Consider the following 21,760-nt stretch of genomic DNA (forward strand, 5'->3'; position numbering starts at 1 on the left):
ATGTGTTTGGCAGTGCCCGGCAGAGTCGTGCGCATCGACGACACCGCCGATCCCCTCACCGGCCTGATCGACTTCGGCGGTGTCCAGAAGCAGGCGTGTCTGGAATACGTGTCGGACGTCAAGGTCGGCGAGTACGTCATCGTCCATGTGGGCTTCGCCCTGCAGCGGCTCGACGAGGAGTCTGCCCTGGCCTCCCTCAAGCTCTTCGAGGAACTGGGGCTCCTGGAGGAGGAGTTCGGTGACGCCTGGCAGCAGGCGGCCCGGCAGGCCGCTCAGGAGACCGGGGCGACCGAGGGGAGCGAGGCCCGGTGAAGTACCTCGACGAGTTCAACGACCCCAAGCTGGCCCGCCGGCTGCTGGACGAGATCCGGGCCACCGCCACCCGGCCCTGGGCCCTGATGGAGGTGTGCGGCGGCCAGACCCACTCCATCATCCGGCACGGCATCGACCAGCTCCTCCCGGACGAGGTCGAGTTGATCCACGGACCGGGCTGCCCGGTCTGCGTGACCCCGCTGGAGTGCATCGACAAGGCACTGGAGATCGCCGCCCGTCCCGACGTGATCTTCTGCTCGTTCGGCGACATGCTCCGCGTCCCCGGCACCGACCGGGACCTGTTCCGGGTCAAGGGCGGGGGCGGTGACGTCCGCGTGGTCTACTCGCCGCTCGACGCGCTCCAGCTCGCCCGCCGCAACCCCGGCAAGCAGGTGGTGTTCTTCGCCATCGGCTTCGAGACCACCGCCCCCGCCAACGCCATGGCCGTCCACCAGGCCAAGCGCCTCGGCCTGGCCAACTTCACCCTGCTGGTCTCCCACGTCCGGGTCCCCCCGGCCATCGAGGCCATCATGACCGCCCCCGCCTGCCGGGTGCAGGGCTTCCTGGCCGCCGGGCACGTGTGCAGCGTGATGGGCATGGCCGAGTATCCCGCACTCGCCGAACGGCACCGGGTCCCCGTCGTCGTCACCGGCTTCGAACCGCTCGACATCCTGGAGGGCATCCGGCGCACGGTGGGCCAGCTGGAGCGCGGCGAGCACCGGGTGGAGAACGCCTACGCCCGCGCCGTGCGCGCCGACGGCAACCCGGCCGCGATCCGGATGATCGAGGAGGTCTTCGAGGTCACCGACCGGAACTGGCGCGGCATCGGCCCCATCCCCGGCAGCGGCTGGCGGCTCGCCGAGGCCTACCGCGACTTCGACGCCGAGCACCGCTTCGACGTCACCGGCATCCGCACCGAGGAACCCGCCGAGTGCCGGGCCGGCGAGGTCCTGCAGGGGCTGATCAAGCCCCCCGACTGCTCGGCCTTCGGCACCACCTGCACCCCGCGCACCCCGCTCGGCGCCACCATGGTCTCCAGCGAGGGCGCCTGCGCGGCCTACTACCTCTACCGCCGGATGTCCGAACCGGCGCTCCCGCGCGAGGAGATGAACCCCGTTGGCTGAGCAGACCGTCGTCGACCCCGCGAACTGGAGCTGCCCGGCGCCGATCCGCGACCAGCCGGTCGTGGTGATGGGCCACGGCGGAGGCGGCACCCTCTCCGCCGAACTGATCGAGCAGATCTTCGCCCCCGCCTACGGCAACGCCCTCCTCGCCGGGATGACCGACTCCGCCGTCCTCCAGCTCGGCGGCGCCCGCCTCGCGCTCTCCACCGACTCCTACGTCGTACGGCCGCTGTTCTTCCCCGGCGGCTGCCTCGGCGACCTCGCCGTCAACGGCACCGTCAACGACCTGGCGATGAGCGGCGCCCGGCCCGCCTACCTCTCCGCCGCCTTCGTCCTGGAGGAGGGCGTCGAGCTGGCCGTCGTCGAACGCGTCGCGCGGGCCATGGGCGCGGCGGCCGAGACCGCCGGGGTCACGATCGCCACCGGCGACACCAAGGTGGTCGAGAGCGGCCACGGGGACGGGGTGTACGTCACCACCGCCGGCGTCGGCCTGGTCCCCGAGCGGGTCGACATCCGGCCGCAGCGGGCCCGGCCCGGCGACGCCGTCATCGTCAGCGGGCCGATCGGCCTGCACGGCGTCGCGGTGCTCAGCGTGCGCGAGGGGCTGGAGTTCGGCGTCGAGATCGCCAGCGACACCGCACCGCTGGCCGACCTGGTCGCGACCATGCTGGACGTCACCCCCGACGTCCACGTCCTGCGGGACCCCACCCGCGGCGGCCTGGCCGCCTCCCTGAACGAGATCGCCCGCGCCTCGGGCACGGGGGTCCGGCTCGCCGAGCGCGCCCTGCCGGTTCCGGACGCGGTCGCCGCGGCCTGCGGATTCCTCGGCCTCGACCCGCTCTACGTCGCCAACGAGGGCAGGCTTGTGGCCTTCGTCCCGCCGACGGACGCCGACGCGGTGCTGGAGGCGATGCGCGCCCATCCGCAGGGGGCCGGCGCGACCCTGATCGGGGAGTGCGTGACCGAGCACCCCGGGATGGTGGTGGTGTCGACCGGACTCGGGGGCACCCGGGTCGTCGATCTCCCGCTGGGGGAGCAACTGCCCCGCATCTGCTGACGGCGGCTTCCGAAGACGGCCGTCGACCACACCGGTGCCCAGGGTGTCCAGGGCACCGGCGGGGTCATTCGACCGCGGTGATCTCCAGCTCCCGGCCGCGGCGCAGCTCGGTGGAGGGCCGGTCGCAGCGCGGGCACCAGAAGAACGGCGGCATGCCCACCGCGAACTCCTCGGCGCACGGCCCGCACCAGGCGTGCGCGGTCACCTGCTCGACGACGAGGCGGGCGCCCGCGAGGACGGTGCCGTCGCGGGCCACCTCGAAGGCGAAGTCCAGGGCGTCGGGGACGACCCCGGACAGTTCACCGACCCGGACGGTCACCGCGGAGACACGGTCCGCGCCGTCCGCCCGGGCCCACTCGCCGGCCTGTTCCACGATCGCGGTCGCGATCGACAGTTCGTGCACGACCGGCTCACGGATACCGGTGACCGGCGCGCAGCCCGCCGGCGATCCGCCAGATCCTCATCTCGCGCATCATGCTGGGGATCTCGGTGACGAACAGCGCCAGCAGCAGCGCGCCCACCACGGCGACCTCGGCGGTCAGGACGCGCTGGGCCGCCGTACCTGTTCTCTTGCGTTGCATCTTCATGCGGGGAACTCCCTTGTCGCTCCGGGTCGCTCTGGGTCGCTCTGGGTCGCTCTGGCCGCTCCGGGTCATCCGGGCGGGATGTTCGGCATGACGTCCAGCAGGGCGTCGTGCCGCTTCCAGTGGATGTTGGTCGAGCGCCGCGCGTCGGCGGTGCCGTCCGGATGGTGTCCGGTCTGCTTCGTGTAGGGGCCCCTGTTGCCCTGGTGCATGCCGGGCACGTGGGACGGCGTGTCGGGCCTCGCCTGCGCGTGGCCGACCCTGATGCTGCCCATGGGGTTCTCCTTCCTGCGCCTTCCTGCGTTGCCGTTCTCCGAGGCCGTTCGGCTCAGGGCCGCTCGGTGAGCTCCTCGAAGAAACGCTCCACGGCCGGCCACATCCGGCCACCGCCGGACAGGCCGCGCCACTCCCGGCGGACGACGGCGAGCATGCGGAAGCAGTCGTCGACCGGGACGATCCAGTGGTGGTCGAGGCCGTGCACCGTGTTCACCAGCAGCGCCTCGACATCGGGGGTCATGCCGGCCAGTGGGGGGCAGCCGGCGACCGCCCGCCGCCAGGCCTCGGCCGCCACCTCCCACCGCATGGCCCCGGCCGGGCTCGGCCCCTCGGCGGTGACCGAGCCGTCGGCGCGCGGTACGAAGAAGACCAGGCCGACCGGGACCCCGAGGGCCGCCGTGTCGACCTTCGGCAGGCGGACCCGGCGGGTCGGGATCAGCCGGAACTGGCCGTCGCCCGCCGCGGTGCCGTGCCGGGCGTCGGCGAACAGCACCGAGCAGGCGCGGCACGCGCAGCGGACCTCGGCCTGCCCGGTGTCGTACAGGTGCGGGTGGTCCTCGGACAGCGGTTCGGCGCACAGGTCGCACACCTCCGCCCCGGCCGACGGCCGCCGGTCGGCCGAGGAGCGGATGAGGCGGGCCAGGGCTCCGCCGGGTGGCGTCCGGGTGGTCACCGGGCCTCCTGTGGCCGGCGCAGGGAGTCGAGGGGGACGAAGGCGGGCGCCGGGGTCTCGGGCACCGGCTGCACGTCGGCCAGCTCGGGGGCCGCGGCGAGCACCGCCTCCCGGACGGCGTCGGTCACCTCCGTGGTACCTCCGCCGCACCCCGAGCCGCAACCGCCGCCGGTGGTCAGCCGCACCCGGCCCACCTCGCCCTCCACGCCGGCCCACTCGACGTCGCCGCCGCGTTCCCGTACGGCGGGGCGCAGCCGCTCGACCGCGCGGGCGGCCCGTCGCTCGGGCGGGTCCGGGTGGATGCCGTGCAGGACCATGAGGTGGTCGAGCAGCTCGTCGTCGGCGAGCCGCCCGGCCAGGGGCGCGTCCGCGTGGTCGAGGACGCGGGCGAGGGCCTCGCCGTAGACCTCGGTCAGCAGCCGTACCGCCTCGACGGCCGAGCCGCCGGTCGGCCCCGGTGCGGACTCCAGGCCCTCCAGCAGCCCGTCGAGCCGGGCCAGCCGGGACTCGACCGCCGGGCCGTCGAGCCGCCGGTCAGCCATGGTTCGCCCCGTACACCGGCGAGTGCGTGACGCTCAGCGTCTTTCCCTTGCCCGTGTACATGTGGACACCGCACGGCAGGCAGGGGTCGAAGCTGCGGACCGTGCGCATGATGTCGACGCCCTTGAAGTCGTCCGGGCCGTTCTCCTCGAAGATCGGCTGGCCCATGACGGCGTCCTCGTAGGGGCCCGGGGTGCCGAACTTGTCCCGCGGGCTGGCGTTCCACGGGGTCGGCGGGTACGGGTGGTAGTTGGCGATCTTCTTGTCCTTGATCACCAGGTGGTGCGAGAGGACCCCGCGAACGGCCTCGTGGAAGCCGCAGCCGATCGCCTCGTCCGGCACCTCGAAGTCCTCGAACACCTTGGTGTCGCCGGACCGCACGAGTCCCATCGCCTCGTCCAGGAACTGCAGGGCCATGGCGGCCGCGTACGCGACGAAGTACGGCCGGGCGCGGTCGCGCTCAAGGGTGTTGGACCACTTCGGGATCTTCCACTCCAGCGTGGTCTCCGGCAGCTCCGGGCCCTTGGGCAGCGAGATCCGCACGCTGTTGCCGGTGGCCTTGATGTACGGCGTGTCCACGAGGCCGCTGAGCGCGGTCGACCAGAGCCGGGCCAGCGGGCCGCCGCCGGTGTCCAGGGCGAGGTGGTCGCCGGTGCGCTGGTCGAACCAGCGCGGGCTCATCACCCAGCTGTAGTTGGCGTCGAAGTCCCGCTTCTGCGGCACCGGGAGGGTGGTCTGGTTCCACGGGTGGCGCATGTCGACGGGGTTGCCGAGCGGGTCGTGGGTGACGAACGGGTCCTCGTTCACCCAGTCCTCGTAGAACGAGGAGCCGAGCATGATCCGGAGGCCCAGGTTGATGTCGACCAGGTTGTTGGTGACCAGTTCGCCGTCGACCACGATGCCCGGCGTGACGTACATCGCCTTGCCCCAGCGGTTCATGTTCTCGTACTTGTAGTCGACGACCTTCGGGTCCTGCCAGGCGCCCCAGCAGCCCAGCAGGATACGGCGCTTGCCGACCTCCTCGTAGCCGGGCAGCGCCTCGTAGAAGAAGTCGAAGACGTCGTCGTTCATGGCGACGGCCTTCTTCACGAAGTCGATGACGTGCATCAGCCGGCTGAGGTAGTCGGTGAACGCGGTCGGCGACGGCATGGTGCCGACACCGCCCGGATACAGGGTGGAGGGGTGCACGTGGCGGCCCTCCATCAGGCAGAACATCTCGCGGGTGGTCCGGGAGACCTTGAGGGCCTCCTTGTAGACCTCGCCCTCGAAGGGGTTGAAGGCCTTCATGATGTCCGCGATGGTCCGGTAGCCGTGGATGTCACCGCGCGGCGCGTTCGTCTTCTGCGCGCGGGCCAGGACGGTCGGGTTGGTGGCCTTGACCATCTGCTCGCAGAAGTCCACGAAGACCAGGTTGTCCTGGAAGATCGTGTGGTCGAACATGTACTCGGCCGCTTCGCCGAGGTTGACGATGTGCTCGGCCAGCGGCGGCGGCTTCACGCCGTACGCCATCTGCTGGGCGTAGTCGGAGCACGTCGTGTGGTTGTCGCCGCAGATGCCGCAGATGCGGGAGGTGATGAACCCGGCGTCGCGCGGGTCCTTCCCCTTCATGAAGACGGAGTAGCCGCGGAAGAGGGAGGAGGTGCTGTGGCACTCCACCACCTCCCGGTTGGCGAAGTCGATCTTCGTGTAGATGCCCAGGTTTCCGATGATCCGGGTGATCGGATCCCAGGACATGTCCACGATCTGCGCGGGCTTGCGCCCCTTGTGCCGGGCCTCGGTTGTCATCGGTGTTCGCTGACCTTTGCTGTGGGGGGACGGGGGTGGGGGGACTGGCCGTGGCGCGTCAGGGGCGCCAGCGCGGGGCGTAGCCGCTGGTGAGCTTGCGCTTGTTGTGCCGCCACTTCGGCTCGTGGTTGACCAGATCGTTGGTGAAGCCGCGCAACCGGCGGATGACCGCCCCGTACGGCTTGATCGCGAGCGAGGAGAGGGTGCCGCCGGGCGGCTCGTCCATGAACGGCATGAACGCGTCCGGGAAGCCCGGCATGGTGCAGCCGATGCAGATGCCGCCGACGTTCGGACAGCCGCCGATTCCGGCCATCCAGCCCCGCTTGGGCACGTTGCAGTTCACGACCGGACCCCAGCAGCCCGTCTTGACCAGGCACTTGGGCGAGTTGTAGTCCGTCGCGAAGGTCGCCTGCTCGTAGTAGGCGGCGCGGTCGCAGCCCTCGTGGACGGTGCGGCCGAACAGCCACTGCGGCCGCAGCATGTGGTCCAGCGGCGGCGGGGGAGCGGTGCCGGCGGCGTGGTAGAGCACCCAGACCAGGGTCTCCATGAAGTTCTCCGGCTGCACCGGGCAGCCCGGGATGTTCACCACCGGCAGCCCGCCCTGCGACCTGAAGTCCCAGCCGAGGTAGTCCGCCAGGCCCATGGCACCGGTCGGGTTGCCCGCCATCGCGTGGATGCCGCCGAACGTGGCGCAGGTGCCGACGGCGACCACCGCCCAGGCCCGGGGCGCCAGGTCGTCGATCCACTGGTTGAGGGTCTGCGGCTGACCGGTCTCCGGGTCGTTGCCGAAGGACGTCCAGTAGCCGTCGCCCTCGATGATGTTCTGGTTCGGGATCGAGCCCTCGATGACGAGGATGAACGGCTCCAGTTCGCCGCGCGCGGCCGCCCGGTACGGCGCGAGGAAGTCCTCCCCGCCCAGGCTCGGCGAGAGCACCTTGTTGACCAGGTTGACCTTGGGCATCCCCGGGATCAGGCCCAGGACCAGGTCCTCGATGGAGGGCTGGTCGGCGGCGGTCACGGAGACGGTGTCGCCGTCGCAGCTCATGCCCTCGGAGATCCAGAGGATGGTGATCTCGTCGAACCCCTGGTGTTCGGCCGCCCGGTCGGCTTCGCCGACGGCGGCCGTGGTGCCGTTCTTGCTGGTGCTCATGTGCTAGGCCTCCGATGGAGTGGGTCCCGGGGACGGCTCGGCAGCCGCCGCTGGGTCCGGGACGTCGGTGCCCCCGAGCGGCTCGACTTCGTCGGGCCGGAAGTAGTGGAAGCGGCCGTACCAGCCGTGCAGTTCGGCCGCCGGGTCGTCGTCCACGGTGACGGCGAGGTGGGTGCTGCCGTCCACGTCGTGGAAGACGGCGGCGACCGTCGCGGTCCTGCCGACGAGGAACATGTCCTGGGCGTCGGCACCCCGGCCGCGCGGGCGCAGCCGCACCGGGCTGCCGCCACCGACCCGCACGCCGTCGACGAGGACGGTGTCGGTGGCGGGCGCGAGCCCGTCGTCGCCGCCCTCCTGCCACCAGGCCGGACGCCCGGCGGGGGAGGCCTCGCCGGCCGGGCCGAGCGAGCGGATGGCACCGTGCAGGCGCTCGAGGACCTCCGGCGGCATGGTGTCGACCCGGTCGAGGATCTCGGCGGCCCGCGGATCGGTGGCCCGGGCCTCCCGCTTCTCCTCGTCCGTCAGCAGCATGGTCCGCAGGGTGAGGATCTCGTCGATCTCACCGGCGTCGTGCAGGTCACCGGGGCTCTCCGGAGCCACCTGCGGATGGTCGGGGAGGATGATCGGCGAGGAGAGCAGCAGGGCGGACGCCGAGCCGTCCTCGGGGGCGGCGGCGGGCGGCGGGCCGCCGAGCACCGGGAAGGTGAAGTCGTTGCGGCAGCTTCGGGCGGCCTCCTGGAGGGCCCGGCCCGGGTCGATCAGGGAGACGAACTCCGCGCCCTCGACGCTGAGGAGCGTGTGGGTGGCGATGAGCGCGTGCCGCAGGGCCTGGTCGCGCGGGGCGTGCGGATCCCCCACGCGTCCGTCGTTCGCGGTGCGCACCCGGAGCCGGAAGAGGTCCTCGCCGAGCCGCTCGACCCCCAGGACGGTACTCGCCCGCACCTCAGCCCGGCGTCGGACGATCCGCCCGGCGCCGCCGGGCAGTTCCTCGACGTCGGCACCGGCCGGCGAGCCCACCGCGAACCTGTGCTCGCCCTCGGCCGGCGCGGCCGTGAGGTCGGCCGCGCGGGCCACCGCCTCCTCGAAGGTCAGCTGTACGGTCCCGTCGCCGCAGGCCAGCGACTCGACGGGGCGCCCGTCGGCGTCCTCGACCTGCTTGTGCTGCACCTGCAGGTACCGCACCCGCAGCCGCACGACCGCATCCGGCCGGCGCACCCGCAGCAGGCACTCCGTCCGCTGGTACCAGGAGTCGGCGGAGCCCGACACGCCCGGTCTGACCGGCCCGTCCGCCTCCGCCCAGTCGCGCGGGAAGAGGACCCCGAACTGCCAGCGGGCACGGTTCTTCGGCGACGACCGCCGATAGGGGTAGAGGAGGTACCCCTCGTAGAGCACGGCGTCGGCGACGGCACTCATCGCCTCGAAGGTCGGCACGGTGCGGCCGGAGCCGTCCACCGGGGCAGTGCGGGACGCTCTGCCGTCGACCAGTCCCTCGGCCATGCAGCCTCCTCGGATCCGTGCGCGCGCCCATACCTTCCACCACGGTCACACCGGTCACGCCCGCGCGCCTCTTCTGGCCGAGGGGGGTTGGGCCGGACGGGGGACGCCCGGGAGCGCGCCGGATCAGCGTGCGGCGGCCGTGCCGCCGGGCTGCTGTGCCGCGGTGCCGGCGCGGGACCGGGGCTGCGGCAGCGGCGGCCGGACGCTCAGGGCGCGACGAAGAGGGCGGGGAAGCGGGGCCCGAGCCAGGGCTTGCGCCCGTAGGCGAACACCTGGCCCCGGGCCATGGCGAGCCACGGGTTGCGGCGGCCGAGGGCGATGAGCAGGAAGGCGACCGGTTCGATGAGGATCGTGCAGTCCGGGGCCTCCGACGGCTCCGGTGTCACCTGTACGGCCCCGTCGGCCAGGGCGACGCCGAAGGCGCCGGCGCCGGCGCGCAGCCGGATCGTGTAGCGGGCGGTCAGACCGGCGGTGGCCGTGCCGTCCGCCACGGCCGGCATCACCGAGAGCAGGAACGGCACGCACCATGCGACCCGTTCGGCGTCGATCATGTGCGGGCGGCGCACCGCACGGGCGAGGTCGTAGCCGTGGCCCAGCATGTGGGTGAGCAGGTACGAGGCGAGCACGGACCGGTCCATCGGGCCGAGCGGGGTCACCGGCGCCGGGCCGTCGGCCGTCGCGGCCAGCGCGTCCGCGCACCGCTCCGCCTGCGCGCCGATCATCGCCGCGAGCGGCGCCGCCCGGCGCTCCCCGAACACGGCCAGCGACTCGGCGTTGGCCGCCGCCAGGCTCCGCGGCGTGCCGTCCCCGTACGGCCGTTCCCGGCCCAGGGCGAGGTCGGCCATCAGCTCGTTGGCCAGCGCCAGATGGGCCGCCGCCTCGCCGACCGTCCACTGCGATCCCGGTACGGCCCCGCTCGTGTCGGTGATCCCGTCGAGTACGGCCGTGATGTCGGCGGCGGTCCGCCGTATCGCCTGCCCGAGCCCCGCGGGCAGCGCCCCGCGCACGTCCTGCCCTGCCGCCTGATCCACGCCGGCCACCCCCTGTTCTGTCGCGCGGTACCCAATCAGACGTACGGGCCCGCCACAACCCCCGCGGCGATCACTGCGCCCCGAGCCCCCGCAGGAAGGTGTCGACGACCGTGTCGGCGGCCTGGGCCGGGCTGAGCTCCGGCAACTGCTGTGACGCCAGATGCATGAGCTGCGGCAGCAGCGCACTCGCCCAGGCGGGCGGCAGGTCGTCACGGAGCAGCCCCTCCTCGGTGGCCCGCCGCAGGAAGCGGTCCACCTCCCGGACCAGGGCGTCGCGCCGCTCCCGGATCGCGTCGTCGGCCTTCAGCCGGGTGAGTTCCACGGGCCACTTGCGATTGACGCCGATGACGTCCTCGACGTACCGGTGCAGTGCCACGGCGACCGGCGCCTCCCGCAGCCTGGCGTGCTCGACGGCCCGCTCGACCGCGTCGTAGCGCGCCTCGTAGATGGCCGCCAGCAGCTCGTCGCGGGACGCGAACCGCCGGTAGACCGTGCGCCGGTCGACACCGGCCTCGGCGGCGATCGCGGCGATGCTCGCGCCCGGATCGGTCGCGAGCATGCGGGCCCCGGTGGTCAGAACTGCTTCCAGATTGCGTGCTGCGTCGGCTCTCACGCGCAGAGCATAACCGGAGGTGTGGAACCTGTCTCATCTTATGGCGCATCTATGAGGCGTACTCATATGTAAGTGCTACATTGAAGTGACAGATAATCGCTCCGACCCGTTCGGACCCTCCGGAGGACGCACATGATCACTTACGACCGTCTCTACATCGCGGGCTCGTGGACGGCGCCCAGCGATCCGGAACTGCTCGACATCAGGTCGCCGCACGACCAGTCGGTCATCGGCCGCGCCGCCCAGGCCCGGCCCGCCGACGTCGACCGGGCCGTGGCCGCCGCGCGGGCCGCCTTCGACGAGGGCCCGTGGCCGCGGACCGCGCCTGCCGAGCGGATCGCCCTCGTGCGACGGCTGAACGCCCTCCGGGAGGCCGACGCCGAGCGGATCGCCGACGTCATCTCGGCCGAGAACGGCTCGGCCCGCTGGTTCACCAGGGCCGGCCGGCAGGGGCTCACCCGGCAGGCCGAGGCCTACCTGAGGGCGGCGGAGGAGTTCGGCTGGGAAGAGACGCTGGAATCCGCCCCGTCGGTCCGTACGGTGGTGCGCAGCGAGGCCGTCGGGGTCGTGGCCGCCGTCATCCCCTGGAACTCCCCGTTCTCGGCGGCCATGGCGAAGATCATCCCCGCGTTGCTGGCCGGCAACACCGTCGTTCTGAAGGTGTCCCCGGAGAACTCGCTGAGCATGGGGCTGCTCGCCCGGCTGCTGGAGCGGACCGGTCTGCCCGAGGGCGTGATCAGCGTGCTGCCCGCCGACCGGGAGACCAGCGAGTACCTCGTCTCGCACCACGACGTCGACAAGATCGCGTTCACCGGATCGACCCGGGCCGGCCGCAGGATCGCCGCCATCGCGGGCGAGCAGCTGAAGCGGGTCAGCCTGGAGCTGGGCGGCAAGTCCGCCGCGATCATCCTGCCGGACGCGGATCTCGAACGGGCGGTGCCGGGACTGAAGTTCGCCTCGCTCCTCAACAACGGCGAGTCCTGCATCGCGCAGACCCGCGTCCTCGCGCCGCGCAGCCGGTACGAGGAGGTCGTCACCGCCCTCAAGGACCTGGTGGAGTCGCTCAAGGTCGGCGACCCGGCCGAACCCGACACCTTCATCGGCCCGATGGTCCGCCGGGACCAGCAGCAGCGCGTGCGCGACTACATCGAACTCGGTATCAGGGAGGGCGCCCGGCTGGTCACCGGCGGCCCACAGGTCCCGCCGGGCCTGGAGAACGGCAACTACGTCACCCCGACCGTCTTCGCCGACGTCGACAACTCCCTGCGGATCGCGCAGGAGGAGATCTTCGGCCCGGTCCTCGTGGTCATCCCCTACGACGACGAGGACGACGCGGTGCGCATCGCCAACGACTCCGAGTACGGACTCTCGGGCGGTGTGTGGTCCGCCGACGAGGCCCACGCCCTCGAGGTCGCTCGCCGCCTGCGCACCGGCACGGTCACCGTCAACGGCGCGCCCATCTCCTTCGACGGCCCCTTCGGCGGCCACAAGGCCAGCGGCATCGGCCGCGAGTACGGGGCGGTGGGCCTCGCCCAGTACGTCGAGTACAAGTCGGTCACGCTCGCGGCGTCCGGGGCCTGACCCGGAGCACCGCCGGGCCCGGATGCTCGTGATCGTCACACACGCCCGTCCGGACCGCCTCCCCTCGGCCGCCGATGATTTCCGGTGTGCCGGACGGTCCAAGACCGCACACCTGACAAGGGGAGAACCCGATGGGCAGCACCCGCCTGCACCCGATGACTCACATCGCCCGGCGCATGTTCGAGCTCCTGGAGCCGATCTGCCTGGTCACCTTCCTCGCCGACGAGTGCAACGAGGAACTGGCCGCACTCGGCCACCGCACCTACTGGGACGGCTACTTCGCGAGCCGCGCCGCGCCACTGGGACGGGTGCCGGCCCAGGTCGTGCACGCCGCCTTCTACAACTTCGCCGACGGGGAGGCCGCACGGCACATTCCCAGCGCCTGGGAGACGATCCCGCCCGAGGCCTCCGTGGCCGCGCGGGAGCGGGGCAGCGCGGCCTCCCTGCGGCGGATCCTCGGCGACGAACTGGCCGGCTCCCCGGGCCTGGTGCGCGCCGCGGACCTGACCACCAAGGCCGCGACGAGCGCCCCCACCGAAGGGCGGGTGATGTACGCCGGCATGCGCACCCTCCAGGTGCCCCGCGATCCCGTCGCCCGGCTGTGGCATTCCGCGACCATGCTGCGTGAGCACCGCGGCGACGGGCACGTCGCCGCTCTCGTCGGCGCCCGTATCGGCGGCACCGAGGCCCACGTGCTCACCGCCCTTCACCAGGGCATCCACCCGCCGGAGTCGTTCGGACGCATCCACCACCTGCCGAAGGAACGCCTGGCCGCGGTCATGGACGGCCTGCGCGAGCGCGGACTCGTCGACGCCGAGGGCCACTTCACCGACGCCGGCCGCGCGACCAGAGGACGCGTCGAAACCCTCACCGACGAACTCGCCACCCCGCCCTACGACGCCCTGTCACCCGCCGAACTCGACGAACTGATCACCGAGCTCGAACCGATCACCGCGACCCTCGTGGCGGCGGGCTCGCAGTGACCCGCAGAAACCGTCACGGATCGTGGCGATCCGGGAAGGCGCGGCCGCCGACCACCCTGCCGAGCCACCCAGCGGACACGGGACCGGGTGTCGATCCCCCCGAACGCCTGGTGCCCGGCGCCGTTCGGTATCCGGCCCGAGAACGCTAGGGTGGCCGACCGGCCCGGGCCGCAACCGCGCCGCCGCCGTCCGACGCACCGGAGGTCACCCGTGTCGAAGCCCCGTTTCGCCGTCCTCGGCGCCGGCAGCATCGGCTGCCATCTCGGCGGCCACCTCGTCGCGGCCGGGTACGAGGTGGTGTTCATCGGCAGGCCCTCCGGCATGGCAGTGCTGCGTGAGCGGGGGCTCACGCTCTCCGTCTCCGCCCGCCCGTCCGTGCACCTCCCGCCCGACCGGCTGACCCTCGCCACCGAACCCGGCGCCGCGGCCGGCGCCGACTACGTGCTGGTCACCGTCAAGACCGCGGGGACCGAGGCCGCCGCGAAGGACCTCGCCGCCCATCTCGCCCCCGGCGCCGTCGTGGTGAGCCTCCAGAACGGCCTGCACAACCCCGCCACCCTGCGTCCCGCCCTGCCGGGGCACACCGTGCTCGCCGGGATGGTGCCCTACAACGTGGTCCAGCCCGAGCCCGGCACCGTCCACCAGGGCATGCCGGGCACGCTCATGACGGAGCCCGACGACACCCTCCACGCGGCCCTGCGCGGCGCGGACCTGGCCGTCGAGGCCCGCACCGACATGACCGCGGTGCAGCACGCCAAGCTGCTGATGAACCTCAACAACGCGGTCAACGCCCTGTCCGGGCTGCCGCTGCGCGACCAGCTCGGCCAACGGGCCTACCGCCGCTGCCTGGCCCTGTGCCAGCGCGAAGCCCTTGCCGCCTACCGCGCCGCGGGGATCGCCCCCGCTCGTCTCGGCCCGGCCTCGCCCCGCCTGACCCCGTACCTACTGGGACTGCCCGACGCGGTGTTCCGCCGGGTGGCAGCGGCCTCGCTGCGGATCGACGCCCACGCGCGCTCGTCGATGTGGGAGGACCTGCAACGCGGCCGCCCCACCGAGATCGACTCACTGCAGGGCGAGATAGTCGCCCTCGCCCGCAGCCTCGGACAGGACGCCGCTGCCAACGCCCGGCTCGCCGCCCTGGTGCACGAGGCGGAGACCACCCCGCGCACCTGGACCGGCGCGGAGCTGTACGCCGAGCTTCGTGCCGCGTCCTGAGTCCCGCCCCGTCGTCCGTGGCTCACAGCAGGCGCCGGATGTCACCGCGCACCCGGTAGAAACCGCCGGCCGCGGTGTGCAGCGAGTCCACGACATAGCGGGCGCCGGGCTCGCGTATCGCGCGCGGGAACTGCACGTTCAGCGACTGGTCGTAGCCGTCGGACACGACGTGGACCCGGACCCGGCCGGCCTCCTGGACGCACTCCACGACGATCGCCCCGGTGGGCGCCTGCGTCACCGTGGTCACCGCGCCCACGGTCGTGGCCGGCGCCCAGGCCGGCATCGCCGCGGCCAGTTTGACGTCCCGCGCCACCGGCACCGAGCCCTGCTGGGCCGCCGCGACGGCCGCCTCGCTCGCGTCCACGCAGACCAGTGAGCCGTCGGTGGTCACCAGGTAGAGCCGCTCGTCGTGGTACTGCATCGACAGCGCCGAGCCGTCGCCCGTGCCCAGTTTCCACAGCCGGGTGCCGTCCCGGTCGAAGCAGTAGACGGAGGAGGAGGCGTCCCCGGCGAACACGAACCGGCCGCCGGGCGAGGTCGCGCACGAGTACACGGCGCTGTCACAGGTGTACGTCGCCTCGATCGCGCCGGTCGCCTTCGACAGCCGCTGGACCGCCTTGTGGGCGGTGCCCGCGTACACCACGTCGCCCTCCTGCCAGCCGAACAGCACCCCGCCCCTGGTGGGCGTGTGCCACAACTCCCGGCCGCCGTCCGGGGCGTAGGCGGTGACGCCTCTGGTGTGGCCGTGGTACACGGCCCGTTCGTCGGCGCGGACCATCCAGGCCTGCTCGCCCTGGCTGCGGCGGGCCCACTGGTGCTCGTCCTCGTGGTCGATGACGGTGAGCCGGCCGTCGCGGTCGGAGACGTCCAGCACGCCCTCGTGGATGTCCAGCCAGAAGATGTCGACGTCCGCCGCGATGTCGTAGGCCACGAACGGCAGCTTCGAGGACAGGTCGTACACCTTGCCGTCGTCACAGCCCGCGTAGATCCAGAAGTCGTCGGCGACCAGGCACTTCACGCCGTCCGGGAGCCTGAAGCGGGCCAGCACGCCGCCCTCGTGGTCCAGGGTGTACACATCCCCCGACTGGTTGCCGACCCAGCAGCGGTCGTCGTCGACATGGATGCCGAACGCGGCGGAGCCGGTGCGAAAACGCCACAGCACGGGCGCGGCGGAGCGCGCGGTGGAGGGCGCCGAGGCGACCTGACGCCGCGTCACCGAGCGTGGCGCGCGTGCTCCCCGGACGGCCGGGGCGTATCCCTTGCGGACCTTCTCGCCGACCTTCCTCGCGGCGGCGGCCCGCGCCTTCTCCACCGTCGAGAACGTCGTCGTCTGCGTCTGCCCCGCGGCGCCGATCCGGCCGTAGCGCACCGTCACGACCAGGTCGGCGACGGAGACCTCGTAGAACTTGTGTGCCGCGCCGTCCTCCTGGGACAGCTCCAGATACGTCGTCGACGCCGTGGCAGAACCGGTGGACATGGCAGACCAGACCCCTCACCCCACGGATCCGCCGTCCGTCCGGCGGATCCCATTGATCGAACCGTAGAGGGAGGCACTGACAGCAGCCCGCGCCCGCCGTCACGGCGATCACTCCGGCCGGGGCGCGGAGTTCAGCCGGTCCGTCAGATCACCGAGCGTCGTGCGGCTCAGGATCTGGCCGATCGGCAGCAGAACCCCGTGCGAGCGCTGCACCGCCTGCCGGAGCTGAGCCGCCATCAGCGAATCGAGTCCCTGGCTGGTCAGGTCCCGGTCCTGGGCGAGGTGCGCGGCGTCGACGCGCAGGATGCCGGCGACCTCGGATCCAGCAACAGCTCCGCCCGGTCCACGGCGGCGCCGGCGCCCGGCCCGTGCGAGGACGCCGGACGCGGTGCCGGGGGGTCCGGCCGCGCGGCGGGCGCCGGGGCGACGCGCGCGGCTCCGGACGGGGCGGTACGGGGCGTGGGGGCGTCGTCGTCAGACGTCCCGGAGGAACGGGGAGGCGGCGGCGACGGGGTAGGTGGAGGAATCCATGGAGGAATCCGGGGGGGAATCCGGGGCGGAATCCGAGGAGGAGTCCGCGGGAAGTTCGTGCGCGGCCGCTTTCGCCCGCGCGTAGCGCTCCTGCTGCCGAGCGCTCAGACCGCAATCCATGGGGCGCCTTTCACGCGGCGGTGGCCGGACGGGCGGCGGACCAGTGCGGATTCTTGATGATCTCGATCACCGCGCACGCGATGTTCAGTCCGGGTCCCACGCCGAGCATCAGGAAAGGGTCCCCGCGGCGCAGTTCTCCGGAGAGCAGCAGCTGTTCCAGGGCCACCATCTGGTCACTGGCGCCGATATGGCCGACGGTGCGCCCCTGTTCCCACGTGGAAAGGGACATCGGCAGGTCCAGCGGTATCATCGCGCGGCCTTCGACACGTTCCCGGGATCCGTTCGCACAGGCCACGCGGGAGACATCCTCCATCGTGATTCCGGCCTCGTCGAGGGTGCGGCCGACGAGTTCGTCCTGTGCCGCCACGAGTTTCAGCAGGCCGGCCGGATCCCGGTCGGGACCGCCCGGCCAGCGGTGCTCGGAGTCGCCGAAGTCGACCCCCTGACACGTTTTCTCATCGGGACAACGACGCGATTGACGAAGAAGAAAGGAGAAACGAGCACGTGAAGGAGAATGCTTCCAGAACGTTCTGTTTGGCCAGTTCCTCGGATGTGAGCACCGCGCCGCCTAAAGGAGGAATATCGTCTCTACTTCGCACCGACACGCTCATGCGCTGACCTGCGCAACTCCGGAAACTATAGCGATCAGCGTGCCCTCCGTTTCAGGGCGTCAAGACGTTGGCATAAATGCTTGCGTTTATAGGTACATAATGCGGGCCATCCGGGCGGAATCGGTGACGTGACCCGGCCACGGAACGGATAGGGTCGGGGCGTGGACCGCAGCAACAGGCAGCCGGACGAGATGCTCGCCGGGGAAGCGGGGCAGGAGCCTTCGCCCCGGTCGGCGCGGGTCCTGTGGTGGGGATCGGCGGCCCTGGTGCTCGCCGTCCTCGGCACCTCGGTGGTCGTCGTCGGCGCGGAACACGCCGGACGGCTGCCCGCGGCCGTGGCCCTGGTCCTGGTCCAGGTCTGCGCCCTGGGACGGGTGGCGCGCGCCCCGGCCGCCGTGCTGGCCGCGACCGCGGCGGCGGGAGTGGCGGTGTGGGCGCTGCTGCCCGCGGTGAGCCTGACCGGGGCCCTGCTCGCGGCACAGATCGCCCTGTGCGTGCTGTCGGCGATCAGGCCGCGGCGGGTGTCCGCGCGGGCGCTCCTGGCGATGTGCCTGCCGGCGCCGCTGTCCTTCGGCGCGGGCGGCCCCGCGGGCCTGGCGGTCTACCTGCTCACGGTGGTCCTGGCATGGACCGCGGGGCAGTGGCGCAGGGCGCAGCGGGACCGGACGAGGTCGGAGACGCGCCGGGCCGTGGTGGAGGAGCGGGCGCGGATCGCACGCGAGGTGCACGACGTCGTGGCGCACACCCTGTCGGTGATGGTCGTCCAGGCGGGTGCCGCCGACGACGTGTTCACCCGGCAGCCCGAACAGGCCCGTCAGGCGTTGCGGGCCATCGAGTCGGGTGCCCGCTCGGCGCTCGGCGAACTGCGGCTGCTGCTGCGGGCGTTCGGACCCGACGAGGGCGAGGGGGGAACCGGCGAGCTGCGGCGGCCGGGGCCCTCGCTCGCGCGTCTGGACGAACTGGCCGACACCGTGCGGGCGACCGGGATGAGTGTGCGCGTCGAGCGCGACGGCGCCATCGGCGGACTGCCGGCCGCGGTGGACCTGGCGGCGTACCGGATCGTGCAGGAGGCCCTGACCAACACCCTGCGCCACGCGGCGGGCGCCGACGAGGTGAGCGTGCGGGTGCTGCGGGAAGGGACGTGTGTGGAGGTCACCGTGGTCGACAACGGCCTTAGCGGGCAGGGGCGTTCGGGTACGACGGGAGCGGGGCGCGGGCTTGTGGGCATGCGGGAGCGGGTGCGGCTGGTGGGCGGCACCCTGCGTGCGGGCCCGCTGCCCGGCGGCGGGTTCGAGGTGGCGGCGCGGCTGCCGGTGGAGGGCGTGTCATGACGTTGCGTGTGGTCCTCGCCGACGACCAGGCCCTGGTCCGTACCGGCTTCCGCATGATCATCGATGCCCGGGACGACCTGGAGGTGGTCGGCGAGGCGTCCGACGGCGGCGAAGCGGTGCGGCTCACCCGGGAGCTGGCGCCCGACGTGGTGCTGATGGACGTCCGGATGCCCGTCATGGACGGCATCGAGGCGACCCGCCGGATCGTGGCGGAGGGGGGCCGGGCCCGGGTGCTCGTGCTGACCACCTGGGACGTGGACGCGCACGTGGTCGACGCGCTGCGGGCCGGTGCCAGCGGGTTCCTGCTGAAGGACATCCGCGCCCCCGAACTCGTCGATGCCATCCGCGTCACCGCGCGCGGTGACGCGCTGCTGGCGCCCACCGTGCTCAGCCGCGTCCTCGACCGGTTCCTGCGCACCACGCCCGACCCCGCGCCGCCGCCGTCCCTGCGGGAGCTCTCCGGCCGGGAGCGGGAGGTGCTCACCCTGATCGGGCAGGCGCTGTCGAACGCGGAGATCGCCGAGCGGCTGCGTCTTTCGGAGGCCACCGTGAAGAACCACGTCACGGCGGTGCTGCGGAAGCTGGGCCTGCGCGACCGCGTCCAGGCCGTCGTCGCCGCCTACGACCACGGCCTCGTACGACCGCGCCGCGCCTGACGCCGCCGGGGACCGGCCCCTCCTCCTCAGGGAGGAGACCGGGCCGCAGTCCTCCCGTGCTCCCGGTCCCGGCCCGTCCCGGCGGCCGATCCGCGGCCCGGGTGACCGGCCCTAGCGTCGAGATGTGACCGAAGACCTGGCCTGCCTCATGTACCTGCTCGCCCACGACGACGCGGCCGAAGGCCCGTACGACCGTTCCCGGGCCGAGCTGCTGGTCCGCGCCGCCGCCCTCGCCGACCTAGCCCTGCGCGGCCGGCTGGGGGAGGACCGCGGCACGGTCACCGTGTCCGGCACGGAACCGACCGGCGACCCCGTCCTGGACGGGGTGCTGCGCGACGCCGTCGGCGGGCACGGCTGGCAGCAGCTCGTGCGCCGCCACCGCAGGCAGAGCCTGACGGAGGTCGAGGACCGGTTGGCCGCGGCCGGACTGCTCACCCTGCGGGCGCCCCGCTTCCGCCTCGGCGCCCGCCGGTCGACCGTGACGGACCGCGCCGTCCCCGCGGCACTGCGCGCCAGGGTGTCCGCGGCGCTGCACGGCGTCGGCCCCGTGCGCGAGGTCCCCGACGCCGACGCCGTGCTGGTGGCGCTGGCCGCGGCGGGCCGGGTCCGCGCGGTCGTGTCACGGCAGGACCGGAAGAGCCGCCGGGCCCGTATCGACGCCTGCACGAGGCGCCTCGGCACCCTCGCGCCCGGCCTGGAACACGCCGTACGCGCGCTGCCGACGACCATGATCGCCGCCCAGGGCGGCATGGGCGGCAGCTGACCGCGACGCCGGGCGACCGGCCGCGGGGCCGGAGGGCTGGCCGCGACGCTGGGCGGCTGGCCGCGACGTCGGGCGAGTGGCCGTGGGGCCGGAGGGCTGGCCGCGACGCTGGACGGCCGGCCGCGACGCCGGGCGACCGGCCGCGGGCCGGACGGGTGTCTGCAATGCCGGGTGACTCACCGCAGGGCCGGACGCCCGGCTGCATCACCAGCCGACTTGCCGCAGGGCCGGACGACCGGCCGTATTGCGGGACGACCGATCGCAAGGGGGAGACGACGACCATGCACCGCACCCTGACCACACTGGCCTGCGCCCTGACCGCCGTACTGGCGACGGCCTGGTCTCCGGTGCCACCCGCCCGGCCCGCCGTGGCCACGACGGTGCGCACCCCCGACGGACTGGTGCGGGGGGCCGCGCACGACGGATACCGCACCTTCGAGGGCATCCCCTACGCGGCCGCGCCGGTCGGCGCGCTGCGCTGGGCGGCGCCGCGCCGTCCGGCCGCCTGGGCCGGGACACGGGACGCGACCCGGCCCGCGAGCGCCTGCCCACAGCAGGCCGGCGAGGTGCCCGGCGGCAGCACCGACGAGGACTGCCTCCACCTGAACGTCACGACACCCGACGGCGCGCGCCCCGCGCGCCCCAGGCCGGTGATCGTGTGGCTGCACGGCGGCGGTCTCACCACCGGGGCGGGCAGCTCGTACGACGCCCACCGCATGGCCGTCCGGGGCGACGTCGTGGTCGTCACCGTCGACTACCGTCTCGGGGCGCTGGGTTTCCTCGCGCACGCGGGGCTGCCCGGCTCCGGCACCTTCGGGCTGGCCGACCAGCAGGCGGCGCTGCGCTGGGTGCGCGCCGGCATCGGTGCCTTCGGCGGCGACCCGCACGACGTGACGCTGGCCGGCGAGTCCGCGGGCGGCTACAGCGTCTGCGCCCAGCTCGCCTCCCCCGCGGCCGCCGGACTCTTCGACCGGGCGATCATCGAGAGCGGCCCCTGCACCGGCAGCCCCGACCGCCCCTTCGCACCGTCCGCCGTCCCCCTGTCCACGGCCCGCGAGGCAGGCGCGGACCTCGCGGCGAAAGCCGGTTGCGGCTCCTCCGGCGACGTCCTCGCCTGTCTGCGGCGGGTGCGTGTCTCCCGGCTGCTCGCGGACCAGGACACGGATCAACAGCCCGCCTACGGCACCCCGTTGCTGCCCGGTGATCCCGCGGCGGCGATCGCCCGCGGCCGCTTCCACCGGGTCCCCGTGCTCATCGGGAACAACCACGACGAGGGCACCGCCTGGTCCGCCGGCATCATCGAGGCCGGCACCGCCGTCACCCCCGCCACCTGGCCCGACGTCGCCGCCGCCTTCTTCCCCGCCCCGGGGCAGGCCGAGGCGGTCGTCCGCGAGTACCCGGTGCGCGGCACCGACGGCGGCCCGGTGTTCGGCGCGGTCATCGGTGACGCGGACTTCGCCTGCCCGACGGCGCGCACCGCAGGCCTGCTCGCGTCCCGGGTGCCCGTCTGGCGCTACGAGTTCGCCGACGAGCACGCCCCGCCCCTCACCCCGGGCACACCGCCGTTCCCGCTCGGCGCGCCGCACGCGAGTGAGCTGCCCTACCTCTTCGACCTGGGCGGCCGCGCCCGCGAACTGACCGCGGCACAGCACCGGCTGGCCGACACCATGATCGACTACTGGGCCGGCTTCGCCCGCACCGCCGACCCGAACGGCCCGTCGACGCCCGCCTGGTCCCGGCACACGGTGCTCTCCCTGGCACCGGACCAGGTCGTCCCCACCCGGACGGCGGAGTCCCGCCACCACTGCGCGTTCTGGAGCGCGCTCGGGTGACCGGCCCCGCCCCTGCCC

At 73.1% G+C, this 21,760-nt stretch carries 23 protein-coding genes; 10 read left to right on the forward strand and 13 right to left on the reverse strand.

What is annotated here, in order from left to right:
- The 3 genes from AB0472_RS21815 (at position 1) to hypE (ending at position 2,493) form a co-directional block, all read left to right on the forward strand.
- Complete coding sequence (locus tag AB0472_RS21815; protein ID WP_366358130.1) at positions 1-312, forward strand: HypC/HybG/HupF family hydrogenase formation chaperone; 312 nt, start codon at positions 1-3, stop codon at positions 310-312.
- The gene (hypD, locus tag AB0472_RS21820; protein ID WP_366358131.1) at positions 309-1,436 is read left to right on the forward strand and encodes a hydrogenase formation protein HypD; all 1,128 of its coding nucleotides are present in this window, start codon (positions 309-311) and stop codon (positions 1,434-1,436) included. The genes AB0472_RS21815 and hypD overlap by 4 nt, the downstream gene beginning before the upstream one ends.
- Before the next feature lie 67 nt (positions 1,437-1,503).
- Positions 1,504-2,493, forward strand: a complete 990-nt coding sequence (gene hypE / locus AB0472_RS21825) for a hydrogenase expression/formation protein HypE (RefSeq protein WP_366358313.1) — start codon at positions 1,504-1,506, stop codon at positions 2,491-2,493.
- Between the two features lie 64 nt (positions 2,494-2,557).
- Here hypE and hypA read toward each other — a convergent pair whose 3' ends face one another.
- The 10 genes from hypA to AB0472_RS21875 form a co-directional block, all read right to left on the reverse strand.
- Positions 2,558-2,896, reverse strand: a complete 339-nt coding sequence (gene hypA / locus AB0472_RS21830) for a hydrogenase maturation nickel metallochaperone HypA (protein WP_366358132.1) — start codon at positions 2,894-2,896, stop codon at positions 2,558-2,560.
- Positions 2,897-2,903: 7 nt separating this feature from the next.
- The gene (locus tag AB0472_RS21835) at positions 2,904-3,080 is read right to left on the reverse strand and encodes a hypothetical protein (protein WP_350777138.1); all 177 of its coding nucleotides are present in this window, start codon (positions 3,078-3,080) and stop codon (positions 2,904-2,906) included.
- Between the two features lie 65 nt (positions 3,081-3,145).
- Positions 3,146-3,352, reverse strand: coding sequence for a hypothetical protein (locus tag AB0472_RS21840; RefSeq protein ID WP_366358133.1), 207 nt, complete (start codon positions 3,350-3,352; stop codon positions 3,146-3,148).
- Between the two features lie 53 nt (positions 3,353-3,405).
- Complete coding sequence (locus AB0472_RS21845) at positions 3,406-4,026, reverse strand: DUF5947 family protein (RefSeq protein WP_366358134.1); 621 nt, start codon at positions 4,024-4,026, stop codon at positions 3,406-3,408.
- Positions 4,023-4,568: a NifU family protein gene (locus AB0472_RS21850; RefSeq protein WP_366358135.1), complete on the reverse strand. Its 546-nt coding sequence runs from the start codon at positions 4,566-4,568 to the stop codon at positions 4,023-4,025. Before AB0472_RS21850 ends, AB0472_RS21845 begins: the two co-directional genes overlap by 4 nt.
- The gene (locus tag AB0472_RS21855; protein ID WP_366358136.1) at positions 4,561-6,351 is read right to left on the reverse strand and encodes a nickel-dependent hydrogenase large subunit; all 1,791 of its coding nucleotides are present in this window, start codon (positions 6,349-6,351) and stop codon (positions 4,561-4,563) included. The genes AB0472_RS21850 and AB0472_RS21855 overlap by 8 nt, the downstream gene beginning before the upstream one ends.
- Positions 6,352-6,409: 58 nt before the next feature.
- Positions 6,410-7,396, reverse strand: coding sequence for a hydrogenase expression protein HypE (locus tag AB0472_RS21860; RefSeq protein WP_366358315.1), 987 nt, complete (start codon positions 7,394-7,396; stop codon positions 6,410-6,412).
- 108 nt (positions 7,397-7,504) lie between these two features.
- Positions 7,505-8,998 carry a hypothetical protein gene (locus AB0472_RS21865; protein ID WP_366358137.1) on the reverse strand — a complete coding sequence of 498 codons (1,494 nt, stop codon included), beginning with the start codon at positions 8,996-8,998 and terminating at the stop codon, positions 7,505-7,507.
- A 206-nt stretch (positions 8,999-9,204) separates the two neighbouring features.
- Positions 9,205-10,029, reverse strand: a complete 825-nt coding sequence (locus AB0472_RS21870) for a maleylpyruvate isomerase family mycothiol-dependent enzyme (RefSeq protein WP_366358138.1) — start codon at positions 10,027-10,029, stop codon at positions 9,205-9,207.
- Between the two features lie 70 nt (positions 10,030-10,099).
- On the reverse strand, positions 10,100-10,588 hold the full coding sequence (locus AB0472_RS21875) for a TetR/AcrR family transcriptional regulator (RefSeq protein ID WP_366358316.1): 489 nt from the start codon (positions 10,586-10,588) through the stop codon (positions 10,100-10,102).
- A gap of 186 nt (positions 10,589-10,774) precedes the next feature.
- Here AB0472_RS21875 and AB0472_RS21880 point away from each other — a divergent pair, with 186 nt between their 5' ends.
- From AB0472_RS21880 to AB0472_RS21890, 3 genes are all read left to right on the forward strand, one after another.
- Positions 10,775-12,223, forward strand: coding sequence for an aldehyde dehydrogenase (locus AB0472_RS21880; RefSeq protein WP_366358139.1), 1,449 nt, complete (start codon positions 10,775-10,777; stop codon positions 12,221-12,223).
- A 131-nt stretch (positions 12,224-12,354) separates the two neighbouring features.
- A complete protein-coding gene (locus tag AB0472_RS21885) occupies positions 12,355-13,206 on the forward strand; it encodes a MarR family transcriptional regulator (protein ID WP_366358140.1) in 852 nt (283 codons plus the stop codon).
- A 210-nt stretch (positions 13,207-13,416) separates the two neighbouring features.
- A complete protein-coding gene (locus tag AB0472_RS21890; protein ID WP_366358141.1) occupies positions 13,417-14,421 on the forward strand; it encodes a 2-dehydropantoate 2-reductase in 1,005 nt (334 codons plus the stop codon).
- A 22-nt stretch (positions 14,422-14,443) separates the two neighbouring features.
- On the opposite strand, the gene AB0472_RS21895 is transcribed toward AB0472_RS21890, so the two are convergent.
- The 3 genes from AB0472_RS21895 to AB0472_RS21905 all read right to left on the reverse strand — a co-directional run bounded on the left by AB0472_RS21895 (position 14,444) and on the right by AB0472_RS21905 (position 16,916).
- Positions 14,444-15,898: a WGR domain-containing protein gene (locus AB0472_RS21895; RefSeq protein WP_366358142.1), complete on the reverse strand. Its 1,455-nt coding sequence runs from the start codon at positions 15,896-15,898 to the stop codon at positions 14,444-14,446.
- 108 nt (positions 15,899-16,006) lie between these two features.
- Entirely contained in the window at positions 16,007-16,204 is a 198-nt protein-coding gene (locus AB0472_RS21900; RefSeq protein WP_366358318.1) for an acyl carrier protein, read from the reverse strand.
- A gap of 355 nt (positions 16,205-16,559) precedes the next feature.
- Complete coding sequence (locus AB0472_RS21905) at positions 16,560-16,916, reverse strand: 3-oxoacyl-[acyl-carrier-protein] synthase III C-terminal domain-containing protein (protein WP_366358143.1); 357 nt, start codon at positions 16,914-16,916, stop codon at positions 16,560-16,562.
- A 405-nt stretch (positions 16,917-17,321) separates the two neighbouring features.
- Between AB0472_RS21905 and AB0472_RS21910 the strand changes: the two genes are divergently transcribed.
- From AB0472_RS21910 to AB0472_RS21925, 4 genes are all read left to right on the forward strand, one after another.
- Entirely contained in the window at positions 17,322-18,491 is a 1,170-nt protein-coding gene (locus AB0472_RS21910; protein WP_366358144.1) for a sensor histidine kinase, read from the forward strand.
- Complete coding sequence (locus tag AB0472_RS21915) at positions 18,488-19,147, forward strand: response regulator transcription factor (protein ID WP_366358145.1); 660 nt, start codon at positions 18,488-18,490, stop codon at positions 19,145-19,147. The genes AB0472_RS21910 and AB0472_RS21915 overlap by 4 nt, the downstream gene beginning before the upstream one ends.
- A 124-nt stretch (positions 19,148-19,271) precedes the next feature.
- The gene (locus tag AB0472_RS21920) at positions 19,272-19,910 is read left to right on the forward strand and encodes a GPP34 family phosphoprotein (protein WP_366358146.1); all 639 of its coding nucleotides are present in this window, start codon (positions 19,272-19,274) and stop codon (positions 19,908-19,910) included.
- Between the two features lie 281 nt (positions 19,911-20,191).
- Positions 20,192-21,742: a carboxylesterase family protein gene (locus AB0472_RS21925; RefSeq protein ID WP_366358147.1), complete on the forward strand. Its 1,551-nt coding sequence runs from the start codon at positions 20,192-20,194 to the stop codon at positions 21,740-21,742.
- Positions 21,743-21,760: the final 18 nt, after the last annotated feature.

It is taken from the genome of Streptomyces sp. NPDC086777, from assembly GCF_040702065.1.
Lineage (GTDB): Bacteria > Actinomycetota > Actinomycetes > Streptomycetales > Streptomycetaceae > Streptomyces.

What these genes read in the sequence shown, in the direction of transcription:
- AB0472_RS21815 (WP_366358130.1), top strand. Translation starts at nt 1, where the DNA reads ATGTGTTTGGCAGTGCCCGGCAGAGTCGTGCGCATCGACGACACCGCC.
- hypE (WP_366358313.1), top strand. Translation starts at nt 1,504, where the DNA reads ATGGGCCACGGCGGAGGCGGCACCCTCTCCGCCGAACTGATCGAGCAG.
- AB0472_RS21835 (WP_350777138.1), bottom strand. Translation starts at nt 3,080, where the DNA reads ATGAAGATGCAACGCAAGAGAACAGGTACGGCGGCCCAGCGCGTCCTG.
- AB0472_RS21840 (WP_366358133.1), bottom strand. Translation starts at nt 3,352, where the DNA reads ATGGGCAGCATCAGGGTCGGCCACGCGCAGGCGAGGCCCGACACGCCG.
- AB0472_RS21850 (WP_366358135.1), bottom strand. Translation starts at nt 4,568, where the DNA reads ATGGCTGACCGGCGGCTCGACGGCCCGGCGGTCGAGTCCCGGCTGGCC.
- AB0472_RS21855 (WP_366358136.1), bottom strand. Translation starts at nt 6,351, where the DNA reads ATGACAACCGAGGCCCGGCACAAGGGGCGCAAGCCCGCGCAGATCGTG.
- AB0472_RS21860 (WP_366358315.1), bottom strand. Translation starts at nt 7,396, where the DNA reads ATGAGCTGCGACGGCGACACCGTCTCCGTGACCGCCGCCGACCAGCCC.
- AB0472_RS21865 (WP_366358137.1), bottom strand. Translation starts at nt 8,998, where the DNA reads ATGGCCGAGGGACTGGTCGACGGCAGAGCGTCCCGCACTGCCCCGGTG.
- AB0472_RS21875 (WP_366358316.1), bottom strand. Translation starts at nt 10,588, where the DNA reads ATGCTCGCGACCGATCCGGGCGCGAGCATCGCCGCGATCGCCGCCGAG.
- AB0472_RS21880 (WP_366358139.1), top strand. Translation starts at nt 10,775, where the DNA reads ATGATCACTTACGACCGTCTCTACATCGCGGGCTCGTGGACGGCGCCC.
- AB0472_RS21885 (WP_366358140.1), top strand. Translation starts at nt 12,355, where the DNA reads ATGGGCAGCACCCGCCTGCACCCGATGACTCACATCGCCCGGCGCATG.
- AB0472_RS21895 (WP_366358142.1), bottom strand. Translation starts at nt 15,898, where the DNA reads ATGTCCACCGGTTCTGCCACGGCGTCGACGACGTATCTGGAGCTGTCC.
- AB0472_RS21915 (WP_366358145.1), top strand. Translation starts at nt 18,488, where the DNA reads ATGACGTTGCGTGTGGTCCTCGCCGACGACCAGGCCCTGGTCCGTACC.
- AB0472_RS21925 (WP_366358147.1), top strand. Translation starts at nt 20,192, where the DNA reads ATGCACCGCACCCTGACCACACTGGCCTGCGCCCTGACCGCCGTACTG.